This is a genomic window from Halobacterium hubeiense (assembly GCF_001488575.1).
Taxonomy (GTDB): Archaea; Halobacteriota; Halobacteria; order Halobacteriales; family Halobacteriaceae; genus Halobacterium; species Halobacterium hubeiense.
Genome location: NZ_LN831303.1, coordinates 315,730 through 334,057 on the forward strand (window position 1 = coordinate 315,730; position 18,328 = coordinate 334,057).

The window sequence follows — 18,328 nt, forward strand, 5'->3', positions numbered from 1 at the left end:
ATAGGCGTTTCGAATATTAGGCTCGCCTAAAAGGCTACTGCGGTCCCCCGCAGCGCGGACACAGCGGCGGGCCGTGTTCGGGTAACACGTGACCACACTGCGAGCACGTTCCCTCCTCGTCCGGCGTCGTGATGTCCTCGACGATGGCTTCGGTCTCCGCCCGCACCCCTTCGAGCGACCCGACTTCATTGCACTTCCTCGCGTCGCTGGTTTCATCCACCAACTCTGCGACCGCGAACTGCGCTCGGTCCGCGACGAACGACGGCTCCTCGTCCTGTAACGCAACGAGCCGTTCGTTCGGGAGCGAACCGCCCGGCTTGTCGGCACGCACGAGCAGCCCGATGGCCTCTGCGGCGCGACCACGAACGTAGCTGTTCTCGTCTTCGAGGCATTCTACGAGGGCGTCCCGGCAGTCCTGTAGTGCAGCCGGGCGCTCACAGCCGACCGCGACGAGCGCCGTGCAGAGGTGGTAGCGGACGAGTTCGCTGTCGTCGTCGAGGTGGGAAGCGACCGCCGGCGCGTGGTGGCCGAGCCGGTGCGGCTGGCCCAGCGCCACGCACTCGAGGGCTTTCGCGAGCTTCTCGACGACCTCCGGCTCGTCGAAGTCCAGCCCGACGCGTAGCTCCGCGAGCAGCTCAGGCGTGTCGACGGCGTCGGGCTCGTCGCGGGCCACGTACCCGAGCGCCTCGGCGGCCCGAGCGCGGACGTAGTAGAACTCCTCGTCGTCGGCGAGCCGCTCGGCCAGCGGCTCCGCGACCGCGCCGACCGCCGCAGGCTCCGCGTCGGCGACGGCGACGAACAGTTTCGCGGTCGTCAGCCGGACCGCGCGCTCGTCGTCCGTGAGGAACGGCACCAGCTCAGCGAGCACCGGCGTGAACGCCGCGGGGTGGTCGTCCGCGAGACTGCTCAGCGCCTGCAGTGCCTCCCGTCGCCGGTCAGCCGCTGCAGATTCGTACGCTTTGAGGCCGCCCACAGCGGCCTCGTGAGCGCCCGACTCGATGTGGTCGGTCAGGCGAGCTATCGTCGGCGGGTCGTTCGCCTCGTCCATCCGTGTTGCCTCCACGTGTCACTCGCCCGTACACTGTGAAAAGCCTAGCCGTCTCCGGATTGCGACGGTCGGCCCGCCGGACTCCTCAGAGATGCGCGGCCCACGCGCGTTATGCAACAACACTATCTGCCAACTTAGTCACGTTTGCAAGCCGGAACGTTTATGCTGTTTTAGGCGGGCCTAAAGAGCAATGGCTGAGAGTGACTCACCACGACTGCCCTCGCGAGACGGTCGCCTCGCGCAACGCTCTCCCGGGCGCGAACCGCCCGCGAACGAGGGATAGCATGCTCGACGACTCCCTCCCGACGTCGACGCGCCGCCAGCGCACCAGCCTCTGGACGGGGCTGTACCTCCGCATCTTCGACGGCGCTGAAGACGACGACCGACCGGACACTCGCTCCCACGAGCGCGACGACGCCGCTTCCCGACGAACGGAGGGCGAGTGACGTGGTCGGACGGACGCTCACCGAACTCAGGGCACGCATCGAACGGCTGGCGGCCGACGACGGCCCCTACGAGGTGGTCTGCGGGCGGACCGCAGAGCGCATCGTCCCCGTGGACGGCCACCGCTTTCCGGACCGCGAGGCCGCTGCCAATGCGGCCGAAATCGCCGAACAGTACCGCGCGACGCTCCGCCGGTACGACCCGCGCGTGCCGTGTTACGACCCGGTCGTCTGCGAGGCGCCCGCGCTCGAACGCTCCCCGGCGCCATCGGCGAGCAAGGACTGGGCGTTCCCACCAACAGCCACGCACTCCGAGGCCTCCTCGGGCCGCATCGAGTTCTGCCACCGCGTCGCCGGCGCGCTCTTCGAGGCGCTCTCCAATCACGGCCACGACGACGTCGAGCGAACCGTCATGGACGCGTACTTCGACGCCGCCGAAACCACGCCTTCCCGGGACCGCCTCTGCTCGCGGCTCCTCGAACAGATGGCCGCGGAACTGGACGCGCGCCTGTCGGACGCCGAGCAGGCGGCCGTGCTCGCTGACGCTACCACCCACCTCCCCGACGAATCGACAGCCGACCCCTCGCTGGCGACGGCGTTCGACCGGCTCGCCGCCAACGACCTCATCGGGGAGTACGCGCTCTCCCCGTGGCGCGTCGACTTCGACGACGACGAACGCCGGTGTCGCGTCTCCGTGACGGACTACGCGCTCGCGCCCGTCGAGACACACCTCCCGACGCTCCCGATTACCGTCACGATGCTGCGACACCACAGCGGCCGTTCGCTCACCGTGGCCGAGGTCACCCGCGTCGGCGACGACACGTTCGAACTGACGCTCGCCGCCGCCGCCGAGCCCGCCGGCCTCACCACCGCTCCAATCACGAACCATGCCGAGTGACACCCACCTCGACGCCGCGCGCGACCTCGCCCGCGCCGAACGGGAGTCCGTCCGCGGGAAACTCGACGCCTACGACCAGTTCGTCGCCCGCGTGCAAGACCTCCCGCTGGAGTCCAGCCACCCCGGACAGCGAGCGCCCGCGCTCCCCGCGGGCGGCGCCCAGTCCTCCGGGTCGGCGGCCAGCACGGAAACCGGCTGTGCGAGCGTCCGCGCGGCGTTCCGGGACACAATCCGGCCGTACAGCGTCGAAGACATCGACAACGACGAGCCGCTGCTGGAGACGATTCGCTCCGAGCTCTCGGACTCGATTGCGGTCGCGCTCGCGCCGACGACCGACGCCGGGTTCACGAGCAGCCTCCGGGACGCCATCGTCGCCGCCGTGGAGTCTCGACGCGTCGAAGCCCACGTGATGCAGGCCGGACTCGATGCCGAACTCGACGAACTGGCTGCCGCCTCCGAGACCCTCGAACCGATTCTGACGTGGCTGTACGACGCCGACGAGACGCCGCTCACCGACCTCGGCTTCGACCAACTGCGCGCCCGCCACGCGAAACTCGCCGCCCACCGCGAGCGCTGCGCGCAACTGCTCGCCGAACGACAGGCGTTCCTTCACCGGTCGACGAAGCACGCGGGCCAAGCCGGGATGCAACATCGAATGCTCGTCCGGTACCTCTACGCCGACCTCCCCGTCGTCTTCCCCGTTCTTGCGGCCGGCGTCCGCGTGGAGACCCTGTGCGCTGACGCCCAACGCACCGTCCGCGAGCACCTCACCTGTCGCGTGTGACCGACGACGCCATCGGGTTCGGTGCCGCAGTCACGAACTGGTACCTGAACTGAACCGACGCGCGCGGAGTCAGCGGGTGCGCTCGCAGTCGAGCAGCCTCGCGGCCGAGTCGACATCCTCGAAGTACCCCAGCCTGTGGGTCTCGCCCCCGACGGTTCTGAGTTTCAGCGTGTCGTACCACTCGGGCAGCACCGCGGCGAAGAGGTCCGAGGACGTGGTCACCTCCGCTATCTCGTCCCGCCGAACCGACCACTGCGCCGCACCGGTCAACTCGTTGTAGGCGACGACCGCGTCCGGGTAGATGCGATAGACGACGTGCCCGCTGACGACCCATCCGACCACGAGCTCGACGAGCACCCGGCAGCCCACGACCGCCGCGGCGCCGGCCGCGGCGCCGACAACGTGGCCGTACGGGGCTCCAAGTACCTCTCCGCCGACCAGCGACCCGACCAGTCCACCGAACAGAACCGGGAACAGCATCAGCCCCAGCACCGAGGCGAGGACTCCACTGATTGCCGCGGCCGCGAGCGTGCCGCGGCGGTCGCTGTCAAACGTTTCGACCGGTTCGCCGTCGGGGGTTTCGACCGCCCGCTCCGTTCCGACGGTCTCGTCGCTGAACACCATCGATTCGAGCCATCCGGGGTACCGGAGTTCGACGAGGTCGTATCCGGCTCGCGCGCCGACGGCCGCGAGCCCGAGACCGAGGCGACCGACGCCCGCGGCCTGGGCGCCGTCGACCGCGAGCGGGGCGACGACTACGAGCACGAACACGAGCACCAGGTACTTCCGGGAGTCGCCACCGGTGGCGGCCGTCGACTCGTACGCTCCGGAGCGCAGCCAGCCCACGAATCGCGACGCTTGATCGACCACGACGACGAGGACGGCCAGCGCGAGCGTCGCGGGTGGAGCGAACGTCTCGACGAACGGCGCGACGGCTCCCGTCAGTAGCAGCCCGCCCAGCGGCCAGAACGCAGCGAGCGGAATCACCGCCAACAGCACGTACGGCACGCTCCGTGGGTACACGGGCGGGAGCCGGCTGCTGAGCCGGATACTCCCACGGACGTCTGCGAGCGATTCCAGCGGGAACGGCATCCTCGTCGCCGTCGGCCTGTACGCCGCTGACGGCGGCAGTGCGGCGAACAGGGATTGGACGGCTCCACGAGTGGCCGCGACGCCTGCTTCCATCCAATACACGAACAGCAGGAGGTGAGGCCCCCACTCGAAGCGGACCACGCCTGCGGCCAACACGGCGGCGACCAGCACCGCCCTGTACGCGCGCCCTCTCACGTTGGTACCACTGCCGGACCAGCCTGACATCCTCCCACAGCTAACGCCGTGGGGTTCCTCCACTGGGGGTTGAACCCACGGAAACGGAGAGGTTCGCAGGTTCGTCGTCACGGTCGACGATGACCTGCGTTTCGGGCTGTGCCAGTACAGCCCCCGCCTCAGACAGCGGTTTCGAGAACTTGCCCAAGGCTCGTTTGCCGATGTTCAGCGCACCGTTCTTGTCTGCGTTGTCGTCCAGCCCACACTCAGGACACTCAAAGCGTCCCTGTGTTGCCCGAACACCCTCGCAGGCACACCGATTGCATGTCTTCGACGTGTCGTATTCTTCGACCAACTGCACCTCGATGCCTGCGTCGTGGGCCTTGTACTCAATGTAGTTCAGCAGGCGGGCGAACGGCATCTTGTGGGTCTTGTCGTTGATGTACCGCCCCTTGTCGTTGTCTTTACGAATCCTGCCGAGGTCGCCCACGACGATAACCGCATTCCGTTCCTCGGCATTCTCTACGATTTGTCGGGCAATCTTGTGGAGTCGGTCGTCCACCTTCCGTGTCTCAGCGTCACCGATGCGCTCAACCACCTGTTGTCCCTGTCGGGGTTTCGCTTTCCCGATGAACTTCCGCAGTTGCTTGTAGTGTTCGCGGATACGGCGCACTTCCTCGCCGTAGAATGTGGTCTTTCGGTCGGAGAGGAACGTGCAGGTGGCGACCCACCGTGCGCCCATGTCGATAGCCAGCACGTCGTCGTACTCGTCTTGGACGGTCACAGACCGCTTCACGACGAGATGTACGTACCACTCACCGTCACGGCGCACCAGTTCACTGTCCCGAATATCACCCTCACAGACGAGTTGTTCGTCTTTCTGTGGGACGTGGGCGGGGCACCAGATGGAGTTGCCCCGTCCACGCTCGGGGTCGTAGACGGGAACTTTCACCCACCACGAGGAGAGGACGGTATCTTCGTCGTAGGTCACGTCGAATACGTCGTTACGGAGAACGACAGGCTGTTCGGTGTCGGGATTAGGGTCTTTCTGCCGTTGCACCTTCGACGCCTGTTGGTCGGTCGCGGAGTAGAGGTCGGCGTCTCCGCCGTGAACTTCGGTCTGGAACGCCTCATACTCACGGGCGAGCAGGTCGGCTTTCCTGTTGGTCAGCGAGTGGAGTTTGACCCGCACCGTGGTTGAGACGTTCCGTTGCATACTACTCACCTGCTTGCGCGTCGATGTACTCCTTGATGACTTCGCTGGATACGTCGCCCGCGCTTGAGACGAAGTACGAGCGCGTCCACAGCGACGGGAGGCCGAAGTCGAACTCGTCACGGAGGTGGCGCGAGGAGTAGCCCTTGACCTGTTGCATTATTTTGTTCGGGGCGAGTGTCGGGTCGCCCGTGATGAACAAGTGTACGTGGTCGGGGCGAATCGCCAACTCCAAGATTTCGAGGCCGAGTTCGTCGGCTTTCTCCTCGATGAGTTCTTCGAGACGGTCACGTACCTCGCCCTCAAGTACCGATTTGCGGTACTTCGGACACCAGATGAAGTGGTACTGGAGTTTGTGGATGTTGGTACGTTCCCTGTCGAACCCACGAGGCATCGTCAGTATATAGAAACTATTCACCTAAAGATGTTATGCAGGTATCCAACCGCAACCGTGCCTACGAGCGTAGACAGATTCTCAGTTGTCGGCTTCATCCCACCCCTGAAGGGGTGGGAGGATGTCAAGACTCAGGAGTAGCCGCTCCAAGCGATCGTCTCGTGGGACAACTCCAAGCGATCTTGTTTGGACCAATCTAAGATGGACACTAAATAGAATTGGGGTGTTAGGACAATTCTAATCTATTGAAAAACGATATAGTATGTTCTATCTGATAAAAATAAAAGCTTATTTTATACTTATATATTAAATAAACCTATTTGAACTAGAAATATTTGTGTATATAGCCATAATTTGTTATTTTTGATGAGATAACCAAGTCTTTGTGGCATTTAGACATTCTGGTTATATTGTGCTATTCATGGGTTATTACTTGGCTGTGTCCCTATCTGTTCGGCCAATGGTCTCTAACACCCCTTTACATTTCTATGTGTGTAATCTCACTCCCAGCGAAATCTCCCCGGAACTTATATTGAATTCACCCTATCTTTGAAACAATGAAGCGGCGTGGCTATCTTTCTGGTGGCCTAGGTTTGGTGGCGACCTTGAGCGGCTGTTTGATGGTTGATGGTAACTCTACATCACGCGATCTGGTAGCAACAGAGACACGAATCTCCGAATCTTCCCGTTCTACCGCCGCTTGCTCCACAGCCACTCCCAACCAAATTAGCTCTCAAACTCTTGCGACGAACCAGCCAACAGAGACTCCCACTACAGTCGTTCGATCATACTATGAGGCGGTGTATGATGGAGACGCTGATACAGCAAATGCACTTCTACACAGACACAGTCCAATATCTGAACACACGCCCGCGGAGATCTCGGCCCTCGAAAACTTCCAGTATCGCCTTACCAACATCCAAGAGAACCAAACACACCCGAATCAGGCAACTGTATCATTTACCGTTACTCTAGTTTCCCCGGACGGTGACACACGTCGAAATAAAACTGCGATAGAAGTTAGACACTCCTGCACCAAATGGAAAATATGGAAATAACATGCAACCATTGGTATACGAGTCCAGTTCTCCTCATTGTGTCCGCCATGTGGCATGCGGTGTAGTGTGTTATACTGTCAGTAGTGTGGCTCCCTCCCTTAGCCCCGAAATGTGGTCTTTCGCCCACTGAATCGCCTGACTGTTCGTATTTCGAATAACCGATGAGAGGTGATTCGTCTGCGAATAAATCCCCGTATACAGCACCTCACCGTCAATCAGAAAGAGGCTGTACCGGGACACGTCGATTCCCCGGTAGACCGCATCCCCCGATTCGATATGTGGAATGATACTATCCGGTTGGTTCTCAAGAAGGACGTCTAACACCTCATCATTCACGAGAAGGGTAACATCAACATCGTCAATCATCCCTTGCTCGAGAATTGTATTGATATGCGGAATCAGCACCTCCGAAACGGCCACGAGCTCTTCCCCGCCCCGGATTTCTTCATCCATTGGCTCTATCGTCTCGTAGGGAGCGTAATCGGGCGGATGGAACACGTCGCCGTCGAGAAAAACCGATGTGTCTAACTCAGCGTCAAGGGGGAGAGAGGCAAGCTCAGCGCCCGTCTCCGTTAACATCTTGAATGAATCCTGGAAGTCTTCGCAGAGCTCGCACGCAATAATCCCAGTATACGTCGGCTTGCAGACCCCATCAGTGCGCTCAACGAGGTCGTGGTCTTCTAATTCCCGGATTGCTCGGTCAACTGTTGGCCGGGATTCCGGGAGATTCTCAACAACCGTTCGCTTGTCCGGCTGATACTCACAGATATACTCGAGGATGTTCCGGCGTTTCAGAACAACATCGGCGATTTCAGAAACCGATGATGCCATACCATACGTCTGTGAGCGAACCGAAATGAACACTGAGGTACCTCAAATCCTGATTTGATGTTCACGACTTGAACGTCTTAACACCTGTTGAGGACACGAAAATCAGGTACGCGAAAATCCCTAACAGACCAAATGCAAACACGCAGAGACCAGGATACTGGAGGAAAATCGCCGTCAGTGACTCCTGTTCGCCATACCCCCCTGCGCCGACCTGCCGCCACTGTGAAGCTGGCTCCACCAACAGATCAACAGCGTACTCAACGAACAGACTGACGAGTGAGACAACGCCGACCATCCCCAAGACACTCACAATTCGTGAGCGAATACCCGGTGCATCCTGTTCAGCAGCGAAACTTATGAGTAACGGGCTGTTCGTCGGCCCGTAGACGTTCATGTCCTTCCCCCGGTCGGACACCCACGTATCGACCGGCTCGATGAGGTCGGCGTCCTCGAGCTTGTTCAGATGGTAGTGCGTATTCTGGAGTGTCGTCTCTGTCAGCTCCTGTAACTCAGGCGGCGTCTTTGGTTCCTGCTGGATGGCTGTATAGATCTTCAGTGTCGTCTCGTCGCCAAGTGTCTTGAACAGGGAGACTGCTTGTTCGTCATTCATATCGACGACCCTGAGCGTCCCGTCTTCATCAGGAGGGCGTTCGTTTTGCGCGAGTTCGCGTATCGAAGTCATCGGTTTCATTCACCCCCGAGACACTCTCCCTACTTAGCACAATCGCAACCCCCTACCCGGACCCGCCAGCATTCCACCTCCCACTTTAAATCACGATGTGAACAATGCATCACTCCCTAACATACGCTCATCTACTTTTAGAAAATATCCTCGGTTTTCAATTCTTCACTAGATAATGCAAGTACAATTCCTTGACGAGTCGTAGATGGATATGGCGTCCAACGATGACCACCGTCGTACAGACACGTACTCTTCGACACGCCGAGGCGTCATCGCGAGCATCGGCGCTGCACTAACGCTTCCAACCGTTCCAGCTGTCGTCGAGGGCAGCGACACCACAGAAATCCCGTACGTCGTCACCGACGACGAGGTCCTTAAGCACAAGGAAGTCCCCCAGTCGTGGCTCGAACACGTCCGCAACGTCCTCCAAGCAAAGGCTGACTTCGAAAAACAACCATCCCCGGCGTCCGGCAGTCAGTCTGCTGGAATCGCCCGCTCCTCGGACACCTACGGCGGTAAACCCGGTCTCAAAATCCAGGTCGCAGCTAACGAACGAACGCAGTCAGTTACGCCGTCCGAGTTCCAGGGTGTCGAAGTTGAGACTGTCGACGAACAGGACTGGCAGAATGCCTGCCACTACGAAACTCGCGACGACGTCGTTGGTGGTCTCCCGATCGAAGCACGCTGGGAAGATGGGGGCGAATCCTACACTGGTTGGGGGACCGCTGGCTACCCAGTTAAAGACGGGGATGGGAACGAGCGTCTGCTCACGGCTGACCATCTCTGGGAGAACAAATCCTGTACGTCGAGCAAAGGCGAGAAAGCAACCCAGTACACGCAAGACTTCGGTGAGGTTGCTCAATCGGAGGTCGCGCCGGACTTCGCGCTTGTCGAGAAAACAAACGACTCTCTGAACCTCTCCTCGGAAATTCTCGAGGAGTCCGAGATACAAGATGTCTCGGGGTGGTTCCCGGAAGAAGCGGTCAGCGAACTCGTCGCAGAAGGGAAGCCCGTCCACAAGATGGGCGTTACGACCGGGAAGACTACCGGGACAATTGATGCGATGAACCAGACGGTCGGGAACGGTTGCACCAACCTCGAAGGTCGAGGTGTGGTTTTGAACGGTCTCGATGTCGGCGATGGCGATTCCGGTGGCCCGATGTACCGTATCGAGGATATCTACGGGGTGAAGTACGCGGTCCTGGTCGGGCACACGACGCACGCGACGAATATCAACGATTCCAAGTCGTGTGTCGGGGAAGAGCGCGACATCGGGCGGAAAGCAGCGGGCCACGCTTGGTTCCACAAGAACAACGAATACGATATAACGCTCTGAGGAGTGTCTGCTCTCGATTTGGGCGAGTTGGAGTGGTAATTGGTGTTGCTTCGAAGAATTGGCGCGTAACCATTAGTGGACTGAACTTCGACCGTTCCACTCCGTCTTCGACCTGGCATTACAAGGAACTGGTTCACGGGGAATCAGGTGTAGATACTGAAACATCGATGGGGTACACTGCTGTCGCAAAATTCACGCACTCGGTCGCTGGCCAACACATCGATACCGAGTACCCCAAGATCAACCTCGTCGGGCACGCTGACGGTACGTTTGAGGAGTCCAAAACCATCCTCGAATCTTGGTGAATCGGTCTGAAACCTGCTGTTAAGGTATCCTACGCTTCTGCTTGTTTTCCCGCGCTGGCTGTCTTTCACGAACTCGTGTTGAGAAAACCCAATCCAATTAAATATTCACGTAGCGAGATATCTCCTGATGCACGTCACTCCGCTCGTCCGTCGTGAGTTCGCTCTTCTTGCGCGCTCTAAATGGCTCTGGGTTCTCACTCTGCCTTTCTTCTGGGTCGGCAATAACTTCCTCACGACAAGCGCCGCTCCAGATCCACGACTTACTATTGGTGCTGCCTCTACTGCTGCAACAATACTTAGCTTCGCTTCGATTATCGTTTGCTTCCGTTCGATTATCGGTGAACGCGAATCCGGGAGTATCCGCATTACAGCCGGCACGCCACTCTCCAGAACCGAAATCCTCGTCGGAAAAGCACTTGGCCGTGGACTCGCCCTTGCACTCCCACTCGGACTAGCAATCCTCGCTCTAACAATTCTCGGAGGAACACGATACGGCCACCCACCAATTGCTCCCTTCGTTGGATTCCTCCTCGCGTCTCTCGCGCTTGCGGTAATCTATAGTAACCTCGTCACCGCGATCTCGGCCACCGTTTCCTCAACGCTTCGAGGTGCCGTACTCAGCCTCCTCACCGTCTGGCTGCTTGGCGAGGCTAGTAGCCGCACACTCAACCTCTACGAGCAATTCACTGGCCAAGCCGTCAGCACCGGCAACCCACCAGCCGACCCACTCCTCTTTCTCAGTCAACGGTTGTTCCCACTGGACGCATACCGCGCTGTCGTGAACGCCTTGCTCGACCTCCCGAATACGCACACCTACTTCCTCAACGCCCTACAAGCGACCTCCAACGGGACGACTGGATTCGCGGTCAAGCAAGTCTTTGGCTCAAATCCCCCGTTCTACCTCACCTCCTGGTTTGCAGCCCTCACGTTACTTCTCTGGGCGGTCGCGCCCCTCGCCCTTGCTGCACTTCACTTCGAACGAATCGACCTTACAAAACCTGTCTCAACGTTCTCCGACCGACTCGCACACTTGCTCCCGATTCAACTCCGACGTCTCTGGACGAAACTCGTCGATACACCGTTCACGATAGTTCTCACCGCACTCTCGAAGCTGAATCTACCATCCCGCTGGCTTGCGTGGACGCCGGTCGCCCGCCGCGAATTCACCGTCAAAGCACAGTCACTCGGAACACCCGTTGTCTTCGCTCTCACCGTTCTCGCGGTCGTCTGGCAACTGAATGGCGCACTTCCCATCGCCCACGAAACACTCGGGGCGAACCTGACTCTTGCAGCATTCCAAGTCCCCATCGCGTTGCTCGGTCTGTTCGCGACAGTGTTTATCGGGTTTCGAAGTATCGTTCACGAACGGGAAACCGGTGCAATCCGCTATACGACCAGCACCCCGATCTCCCGCTCACAGATTATCCTTGGGAAAATCATCGCACTCACTTTCGCCGTCGCGATACCACTCAGCTACGGCCTCATCATCGGCGGCACGCTCGGCATCTTCCGATACGGGCCGTTCTCTCCGGTCGTGTTCGTCGGCGTGCTCGCTGTAGCGTTCCTGTACCTCGCGTTCAACGCAGCAGCCGTCGTCGGCTTGTCCACGTTCGCGTCTACGAGCACGCGCGCGGCGACACTGGGATTCGCTTACCTCGCCGTTACCGGTCTCTGGCAGCTCATCCACCGGTCGATCTATAGCCTCTTCGTTGACGCTTCGTACCCCCTCCAAAATCCCCCACCGGACACACTGTACTTCCTCACTCGGCGGCTCTCCCCACGCCAACTGTTCAACGTTGCCTCGAACTGGCTGCTTGGCGTCGGGAACTCCAGTACTACGTACGCGAACGCGCTCCGCATCAAGGATGCTGCAAGCAACCCCAACCACTTCTTAATCTCTCCGGGTCTCGTCGTCGACGTTACTTTTGACGGCCACCTGATTCCAGCTGTACTCGCACCGTGGGTGGCAATCCTCCTACTTGTAGCGGGAATTAGTGTCGTTCTCGCAGCCAGCATGTACCGCTTCCAGACAATCGACCTCACCTAACAGAACGATGCCAGCAATTCAAACCACGAATCTCACGAAGACGTATGGTTCAACGACTGCACTCGACAGCCTCGATTTGACCGTTCACACCGGCGAAGTGTATGGGTTCCTCGGGCCGAACGGAGCGGGGAAATCAACGACAATCGACCTCCTGATGGACTATATCCGTCCGACTGATGGGAGGGCAACCGTTCTCGGGTTCGACGCACAAACCGAGACGGAAGCAGTCCACAGCCGCGTCGGAATCCTCCCGGACCGATTCGGTGTCTACGCGACTCTGACTGGCCGCCAGCATGTCGCGTTTATCACTGACGCTAACGATGTCGACGACGACCCAGATGAACTCTTGTCTCGTGTTGGGCTTGCTGATGCGGCAGACCAGCCGGCACGAACGTACTCGAAGGGGATGCAGCGGCGACTCGGACTCGCGATGGCGCTAGTCGGGGACCCAGACCTCCTTATTCTGGATGAGCCATTCTCCGGGCTGGACCCACACGGAACCCGGCTCGTCCGAGAGCTCGTCGCGACGGAAACCCAACGTGGGGCAACCGTGTTCTTCTCCAGCCATGTTCTCGACCAAGTTGAACGAGTCTGTGACCGTGTTGGCCTGCTCGCAGATGGCCAACTCGTCGCAGAGGGAACACCAACAGAGATCCGAGAGGACGCCGGCGTCGTCTCACGTATCTACGTGCAGGTTGCTGATGGAGAAGCTCCGCCAGAGGAAGCAGTTATGCGCGCTCAGGAGACGACTGGTGTTGCTGGCGTCGAAGTCGACGGGGACGAGCTAGTGGTCGTGTGTTCGGACCCGACGGCTCGCTGGCGCGTCCTAGAACGCATCGAGGAGGGCATGCCAATTGGAGTATTTGATATCGAATCCGGGACGATCGAGGATGCTTTCGTCACGTACACGAACTCCGCTGAGTAGCCATTAACGAGGGCAAGTTCTTCTTGTGGATATTGAGGGATAACGATCCGAACTGGGACACCCACGACGGCAAAATCGGATACATTTATGCCGATACCTAATAATCTGTAAACAATGCCCTCCCCAAACAAGCGTTTCGCCCTCACAACCGCCGCCGGAGTGCTGAACACAGCAACCCTCCACTGGTGGGCTATTTTCGTGATAGGTATGCACGGTCCTGGCCCACGAACCACGCTCGCCACCCAGATCGGAGCGTGGTCATTCTGGATCATTGGTGGCTTCCTCATCGGAGCCATCCCAATCCATCTCTACTTCGAGTACAACCTACTCACCGCTCCCCTACTGACGATCTTGCTCACCGCGTACTGTTTCGCAGACAGACTAGGAGGCTCGGCGGGGGAATTTACCGTCTTCTATCTCGCCGCCTGGCCGGTCTTCCTCGCCGTCATCGGAGTGATAGCTGCAATCGAGTACTACGTTCGGCTGCGGTGAGACTCCACCGATGACTCCCCCAAACAATCGACTCACCCTCGCGATCGCCGCCGGAGTACTGAACACCACACTCCTCAACTGGTGGTCCACCTTTGTTTTAGGTGCAAGCGGACCAGGCCCCCAAACTACTCTTGCAACCCAGGTTGGAGCGTGGGCGTACTGGATTATCGGCCCGTTCCTCCTTGGAGCAGTCCCAATCTATCTCTACTTGGAGTACAACCTACTCAGCGCCCCCTGCTAACAATCCTGCTGTCCGGGTACTGTCTTGCAGACAGATTACCTGGCGGCTCAATGGAGGACTTCACTAGCTTCTATTTCGGCGTCTGGCCGTTCTTCCTCGTCGTTATCGGAGTGGTAGCTGCAATCGAATACTACGTTCGGATGCGATTCTAGCAGTAGTCTCTAAGTTAGTTGCTGGTGGTGTTCCAGGATTCTGGCGTTCCCTTCATCGTCTTGAACGAGAATCCGTCAGCACGGAATGCGATATAGAGCGGGTCCCGTGGGTCTTCCCACGTGTATGTCGTCATTGGCCCGTCTTCTGCGCTAACTGAAACTGTGTACGTCCCACCCCACGTGATTTTGTCTTGAGCAGTCGGATTCCGGTGTTCATTCGACGGAATCGTCACTTCCGTATCGATCTCGGTATGGCCGCTTTCAGCGGTTTCAATCAACAACGAGAGCGTCTGCGTACTATCGGTGTAGTTGGTAATGTACGCATCAGTTGCTCCTGATCCCCCCCATCTCGATACAGCCTGCTACGCTACCGAGTAGGCCTACAACGGTACCACTGAGGAGGGTGCGCCGGGAGAGCGTTGGATTGGTTGAGTCGAACATAGTTGGCGGTTGAGTTCAGGCAGAGTCTACTGTGGTTTCTTCGTCCAGTACGATAGCTTGCATATCAAGGACTTCTTCTGGAGCAGAATGAGCAACCGCGACGACACCAGGCGTTTCTCGGAATGTTACAGTTGCTTCGTAGTCGTAGTACCGAGTACAGTCACACGCCTCACTTTCTGTTATAATAATTTCGACTATAATTCGATCCTCTGGATTGCTGCCAGCATACGTAATATCAAGACCCCCACATAGTTGTGTTCCAGAGAGCGTCCCATCAATATGGAGCTGGTTAGCAGATGCATCGTAATCGGAAGAAACGGTATTTTGTTTATCGCCACAACCTTGATTAACGATACTGATTTCTCGGGCTGTCACTGGTGGCGTGCTCCTGGTAAACCCTAAACACCCACTTGCTGCGACGAGTACACCACAGCCACCTTGTAGGAACGTGCGACGGTCCATCACCTGATTATATGACGTAGTCGTTTTTCACTTTGTTCATCCACTGTTAGATGAAAATGTGGTGGCTCGTTACTCAGATTCGTTCTTGGGTTCGAGGCCAAAGATCTGTGTTGGCATGTTCTTCGCCACGTGCGTTACCTCCTTTTCTTCGCCATCAACGGTGATTATTTTCGGCGAATCTAACTTTTGCACGCCAAATTTGTCGGCAGTAGTACCATCCATACTCTGAGGGGAGGGGATTCCTGAGTTAGGAAGACGGTCACTGCCGGAGAGATCATCCAGCTCGTCCCGCGTCATGTAGTATGGATGCTCTTCTGCTGATTTTACGTCCTGAGCTCCAGTCCTCGAGGGCGGATCACCAGGCGCAACATCGCCATAGTCTGGGCCGACAGCAACAACAAAGGAAATGGCTGTTTCAGAGTCAGCCTGTGTTGCCACCTCGAAGTTTCCCCACTCATCTTTCTCGGTTGTAGCCCACCATTTGGCCTGATGTGAGACTTCCTTTTTGTCCTGAAGATAGGTCCACTCATACTGCTCACAGTCACTGGCCTCCTTGCAGGTGCGTGATCCAGCTTCTTTGAGACTGTTCGCTATGGATGTCGCGGCACTTGCGACCGCGAACTTGGCGCTGAGCAGTCCAGCAGTTGCTTCGAGAGCAGTCGTGAATATTTGCTCAAGATCTTCACTGTTATTTGAGGGTGTCGCACCAACATACGGGCTTCCGATAGGTTGACCGCTGAGAATCAGCGAAGAGTCACCAATCTTCTTCGCTTTTGTTGACTGGCTTTTGATGTTCGGACGGAGCTTTTCATCTTGCGTGTGGTACGCGACGGCCTGTGTGTTGATTCCGAATTTGTGATTCCACCGTTCATCACCATCCGTCCAATCGGAACCGAAATGCTGGAGGGTAGAGCTCACTCCGATTTTGATGTAATTGTGCCAAAGAGCATTTTTCGTGTATCGAATTGTTGTCGAATTCTCTTTGTTGTTAATTTTATCGTATGGTAGATCGTCGGCCGCGGCTGCCTCGTCGGTAAACGCACCGATGAGAGGAAGGCTTGCGATGCTGAGCCCAGTTGTTCTGAGTACACTACGGCGACTAACACTATTTGCCGGGTTATCCGACATAGATGCACAATTGTTTGTGGTTATATTAGCTATGTTGATAATTAAAACCAGTATTTTATATCCTCGCTGAGGGACGGTCCATATTGCCGGATAGGTCAACGAGAGCAGAATCGTCGGCGTGGTTGCTGACTCGAACACTCTCTGGGATTGCCAATCTCGCTGGGGCGATTGGTGGGCTCGCATTGACACTGATTGGTATTGCTATCCTTCAACAATGGGGCGAATTTGCGATAGACTGAGTTACGGAACGATACGTTCGCATACCTACTGAGCGGCTGTTTCACTTCGAATTAACTGGTGAGAACCCATCCCGATGGGGAGTAGCTTTGGGGAGTCCAGACGACCAATACTTCGGGTCGTCAGGCGGCTGGTATCCGGCTGTTTGTCATTCGAGGCGGTGACGTTGTCCACGGAGAATCAGTATTGCACCAGCAATTCCCAGCAGCCACTGGAGGACGATGACTGTGAGGCTCTGCTCTCTCCTCCCATGTTCTTGAACTACGGTTGGATAGACGACGTAGTAGCTGTCGTCGGCCTGAACGAGATCGTGAGCGCCGGCGAGTTCGTCAGACGTCTCGTAGGAGCCAGTTTCGATCGCAGTTCGGATGCCTTTGTTAGTTCGTTCTACGGGAGTTGCGATATATTTGAGCGCCTCCTCTTGTGAGACGGCCTCAAGTCCGTACCAGACAGTCCCGTTTTCCCGCTCCTCGCTGACGGGCTGGAAGAATCCTTCCTCCCAGATGTGGACATAGCTGTATTCGTCGTGGATGAACAGCTCCGTGGGGCCATCGTACGTGATTCCTCCTTTGGTGTGGATGGCTCGCTCAAGCACACAAGAACGACTCGGGGCATCACCAAAACACGCCACCTCGGAGTCGAGAGGAACGGGATTGGTCGAGAACGTGTAGGTCCCATTCGCGGAGAACGAGACTTCACTGGCCTCGTATCGATACCTGTCTGGGTCACCGATGTCAAACGCGCCCACGATGAGCGGGTTCAAAAGCAAGATGAAGCCAACAACGATTGCGGCTTCACCCCAGTATTGCGTGACGGAGGACCAATCCATATGCAAACCCCGTTCGTCACATAACTGAAAAGCCTACGGATGAAGCGGATACATCTAGAGACGAATGCCTCGCTTGCCCGTGCATTAGATCCGCAAAACTCACTCACCGATTCAGTCGCCCAGTTTCAGTACCTGTTCTGAATAAAGAAACCGCGCTAGCAACTACTGTTAGGTTAGCTACTTTTCAATTTGCTCTGAGAATAATCACCAGAAACAGGGAAGCTCAAAAGTTTCCATTCTGTTCATCGGGTTTAATTTTATAATTGGTTGAACAATATTCAAGTGAGTTACTCTGTTTCAGACTGTGAATAAAATCCTAGAAGTTAACGATATGATACTACTCTCCTTGGTGGGAGATGTGTTCGGGTCCCCCGAACACAAGAAAAGAGCTATGACGGACGAAAGTCCCAACAGACAAGACGAGCGGCCGAAAAGCACCCGGAGAAGCATCCTGAGGACCAGCGGTATCGCGCTCGCAACTGCCGTCGGTATCGGTGGTGCGAGTGCGGGTTCAGCCCTAGCCGACGACGGCGTCGACACGGATTTCAACCCCGACAAACCCAAGGAAGTCGGAGGATTCCTCAACGACGTCAGCGACCTCTCCGAGCAAAAGCAAAAGGAGTACGCCAAAGACCTCTCCAAGGCTCAGAAAGAGGCGATCGTCGACCTCTACATGAATGCTGATCTGGAAGTCACCACGTACTCCAACTCTGGAGGTCTCCAGACTAGCGACAGCTACACCACCGCGACTGAGACCCTCGAAGCCAAGGGGCAGGTTCCGGTCCAAGGCACGGTCTACGTCCACAAGCAGATCCTCAACTGGGACTACAGTGGCGACGACTACAAGAATGCCTCCCAGCAGCTCCAGTACAAGCTTCCCGGCCCGTACGCGACGTTCCAAGGGAAGACCGAGGACAACATCAACGAAGGCGCTTCGTCGTTCACCGCAACTTTGTCGGCCAAGTACGCCTTCGAACTATTCGGTGCCAAACGTGGCGGCGAAGCCACGCTCGTCACGGAAGGGAAGGAGAACGGCGAGTACGAAGTGCTCGAAAGGGACAAGCCGACCAGCTGACTGCACCGGAGGTCAAGTATCCCTGCGTCATTTTTATTCGA

17 protein-coding genes are annotated in these 18,328 nt (G+C 57.7%); 8 read left to right on the forward strand and 9 right to left on the reverse strand.

Translation table 11 applies throughout. The annotated features are described in order from the left end of the window. Positions 1-34: 34 nt before the first annotated feature. Positions 35-1,048, reverse strand: coding sequence for a HEAT repeat domain-containing protein (locus tag HHUB_RS14515; protein ID WP_059058837.1), 1,014 nt, complete (start codon positions 1,046-1,048; stop codon positions 35-37). A gap of 284 nt (positions 1,049-1,332) precedes the next feature. On the opposite strand from HHUB_RS14515, the gene HHUB_RS16845 reads away from it, so the two are divergent. From HHUB_RS16845 to HHUB_RS14525, 3 genes are read left to right on the forward strand one after another with little or no spacing between them, the layout of a single operon-like run. Then, entirely contained in the window at positions 1,333-1,494 is a 162-nt protein-coding gene (locus HHUB_RS16845) for a hypothetical protein (RefSeq protein ID WP_157534026.1), read from the forward strand. 1 nt (position 1,495) lies between these two features. Continuing rightward, positions 1,496-2,389, forward strand: coding sequence for a DUF7551 domain-containing protein (locus HHUB_RS14520; protein WP_059058766.1), 894 nt, complete (start codon positions 1,496-1,498; stop codon positions 2,387-2,389). After that, positions 2,379-3,173 carry a DUF7260 family protein gene (locus HHUB_RS14525; RefSeq protein ID WP_059058768.1) on the forward strand — a complete coding sequence of 265 codons (795 nt, stop codon included), beginning with the start codon at positions 2,379-2,381 and terminating at the stop codon, positions 3,171-3,173. The genes HHUB_RS14520 and HHUB_RS14525 overlap by 11 nt, the downstream gene beginning before the upstream one ends. A gap of 69 nt (positions 3,174-3,242) precedes the next feature. Here the strand turns inward: HHUB_RS14525 and HHUB_RS14530 are convergent, their stop codons facing one another. The 5 genes from HHUB_RS14530 to HHUB_RS14550 all read right to left on the reverse strand — a co-directional run bounded on the left by HHUB_RS14530 (position 3,243) and on the right by HHUB_RS14550 (position 8,617). Further along, entirely contained in the window at positions 3,243-4,460 is a 1,218-nt protein-coding gene (locus HHUB_RS14530) for a DUF6498-containing protein (RefSeq protein WP_238324088.1), read from the reverse strand. 40 nt (positions 4,461-4,500) lie between these two features. Further along, positions 4,501-5,655, reverse strand: coding sequence for an RNA-guided endonuclease TnpB family protein (locus tag HHUB_RS14535; protein WP_059058772.1), 1,155 nt, complete (start codon positions 5,653-5,655; stop codon positions 4,501-4,503). Between the two features lies 1 nt (position 5,656). Next, on the reverse strand, positions 5,657-6,046 hold the full coding sequence (gene tnpA / locus HHUB_RS14540) for an IS200/IS605-like element ISHhu3 family transposase (protein WP_059058773.1): 390 nt from the start codon (positions 6,044-6,046) through the stop codon (positions 5,657-5,659). Positions 6,047-7,173: 1,127 nt separating this feature from the next. Further along, positions 7,174-7,935 (reverse strand): transcriptional regulator FilR1 domain-containing protein, encoded by a 762-nt coding sequence (locus HHUB_RS14545; protein ID WP_059058776.1) that lies wholly within the window; start codon positions 7,933-7,935, stop codon positions 7,174-7,176. Positions 7,936-7,996: 61 nt separating this feature from the next. Beyond that, on the reverse strand, positions 7,997-8,617 hold the full coding sequence (locus tag HHUB_RS14550; protein ID WP_169793426.1) for an ArsR/SmtB family transcription factor: 621 nt from the start codon (positions 8,615-8,617) through the stop codon (positions 7,997-7,999). Positions 8,618-8,828: 211 nt separating this feature from the next. Between HHUB_RS14550 and HHUB_RS14555 the strand changes: the two genes are divergently transcribed. The 4 genes from HHUB_RS14555 (at position 8,829) to HHUB_RS14570 (ending at position 13,722) form a co-directional block, all read left to right on the forward strand. Further along, positions 8,829-9,953: a chymotrypsin family serine protease gene (locus HHUB_RS14555; RefSeq protein WP_169793427.1), complete on the forward strand. Its 1,125-nt coding sequence runs from the start codon at positions 8,829-8,831 to the stop codon at positions 9,951-9,953. A 432-nt stretch (positions 9,954-10,385) separates the two neighbouring features. Next, positions 10,386-12,305 (forward strand): ABC transporter permease, encoded by a 1,920-nt coding sequence (locus tag HHUB_RS14560; protein WP_082687286.1) that lies wholly within the window; start codon positions 10,386-10,388, stop codon positions 12,303-12,305. 7 nt (positions 12,306-12,312) lie between these two features. After that, a complete protein-coding gene (locus HHUB_RS14565) occupies positions 12,313-13,230 on the forward strand; it encodes an ABC transporter ATP-binding protein (RefSeq protein ID WP_059058783.1) in 918 nt (305 codons plus the stop codon). A gap of 114 nt (positions 13,231-13,344) precedes the next feature. Next, entirely contained in the window at positions 13,345-13,722 is a 378-nt protein-coding gene (locus HHUB_RS14570; RefSeq protein WP_059058784.1) for a hypothetical protein, read from the forward strand. Positions 13,723-14,571: 849 nt separating this feature from the next. Here the strand turns inward: HHUB_RS14570 and HHUB_RS16235 are convergent. The 3 genes from HHUB_RS16235 to HHUB_RS14580 form a co-directional block, all read right to left on the reverse strand. Next, positions 14,572-14,931, reverse strand: coding sequence for a hypothetical protein (locus HHUB_RS16235; protein ID WP_218778824.1), 360 nt, complete (start codon positions 14,929-14,931; stop codon positions 14,572-14,574). Positions 14,932-15,087: 156 nt separating this feature from the next. After that, complete coding sequence (locus HHUB_RS16850) at positions 15,088-16,146, reverse strand: hypothetical protein (RefSeq protein WP_143416440.1); 1,059 nt, start codon at positions 16,144-16,146, stop codon at positions 15,088-15,090. Between the two features lie 385 nt (positions 16,147-16,531). Further along, entirely contained in the window at positions 16,532-17,212 is a 681-nt protein-coding gene (locus HHUB_RS14580; RefSeq protein WP_059058786.1) for a hypothetical protein, read from the reverse strand. Positions 17,213-17,516: 304 nt separating this feature from the next. Here HHUB_RS14580 and HHUB_RS17425 point away from each other — a divergent pair, with 304 nt between their 5' ends. Further along, the gene (locus HHUB_RS17425) at positions 17,517-18,287 is read left to right on the forward strand and encodes a hypothetical protein (RefSeq protein ID WP_218778823.1); all 771 of its coding nucleotides are present in this window, start codon (positions 17,517-17,519) and stop codon (positions 18,285-18,287) included. Positions 18,288-18,328: the final 41 nt, after the last annotated feature.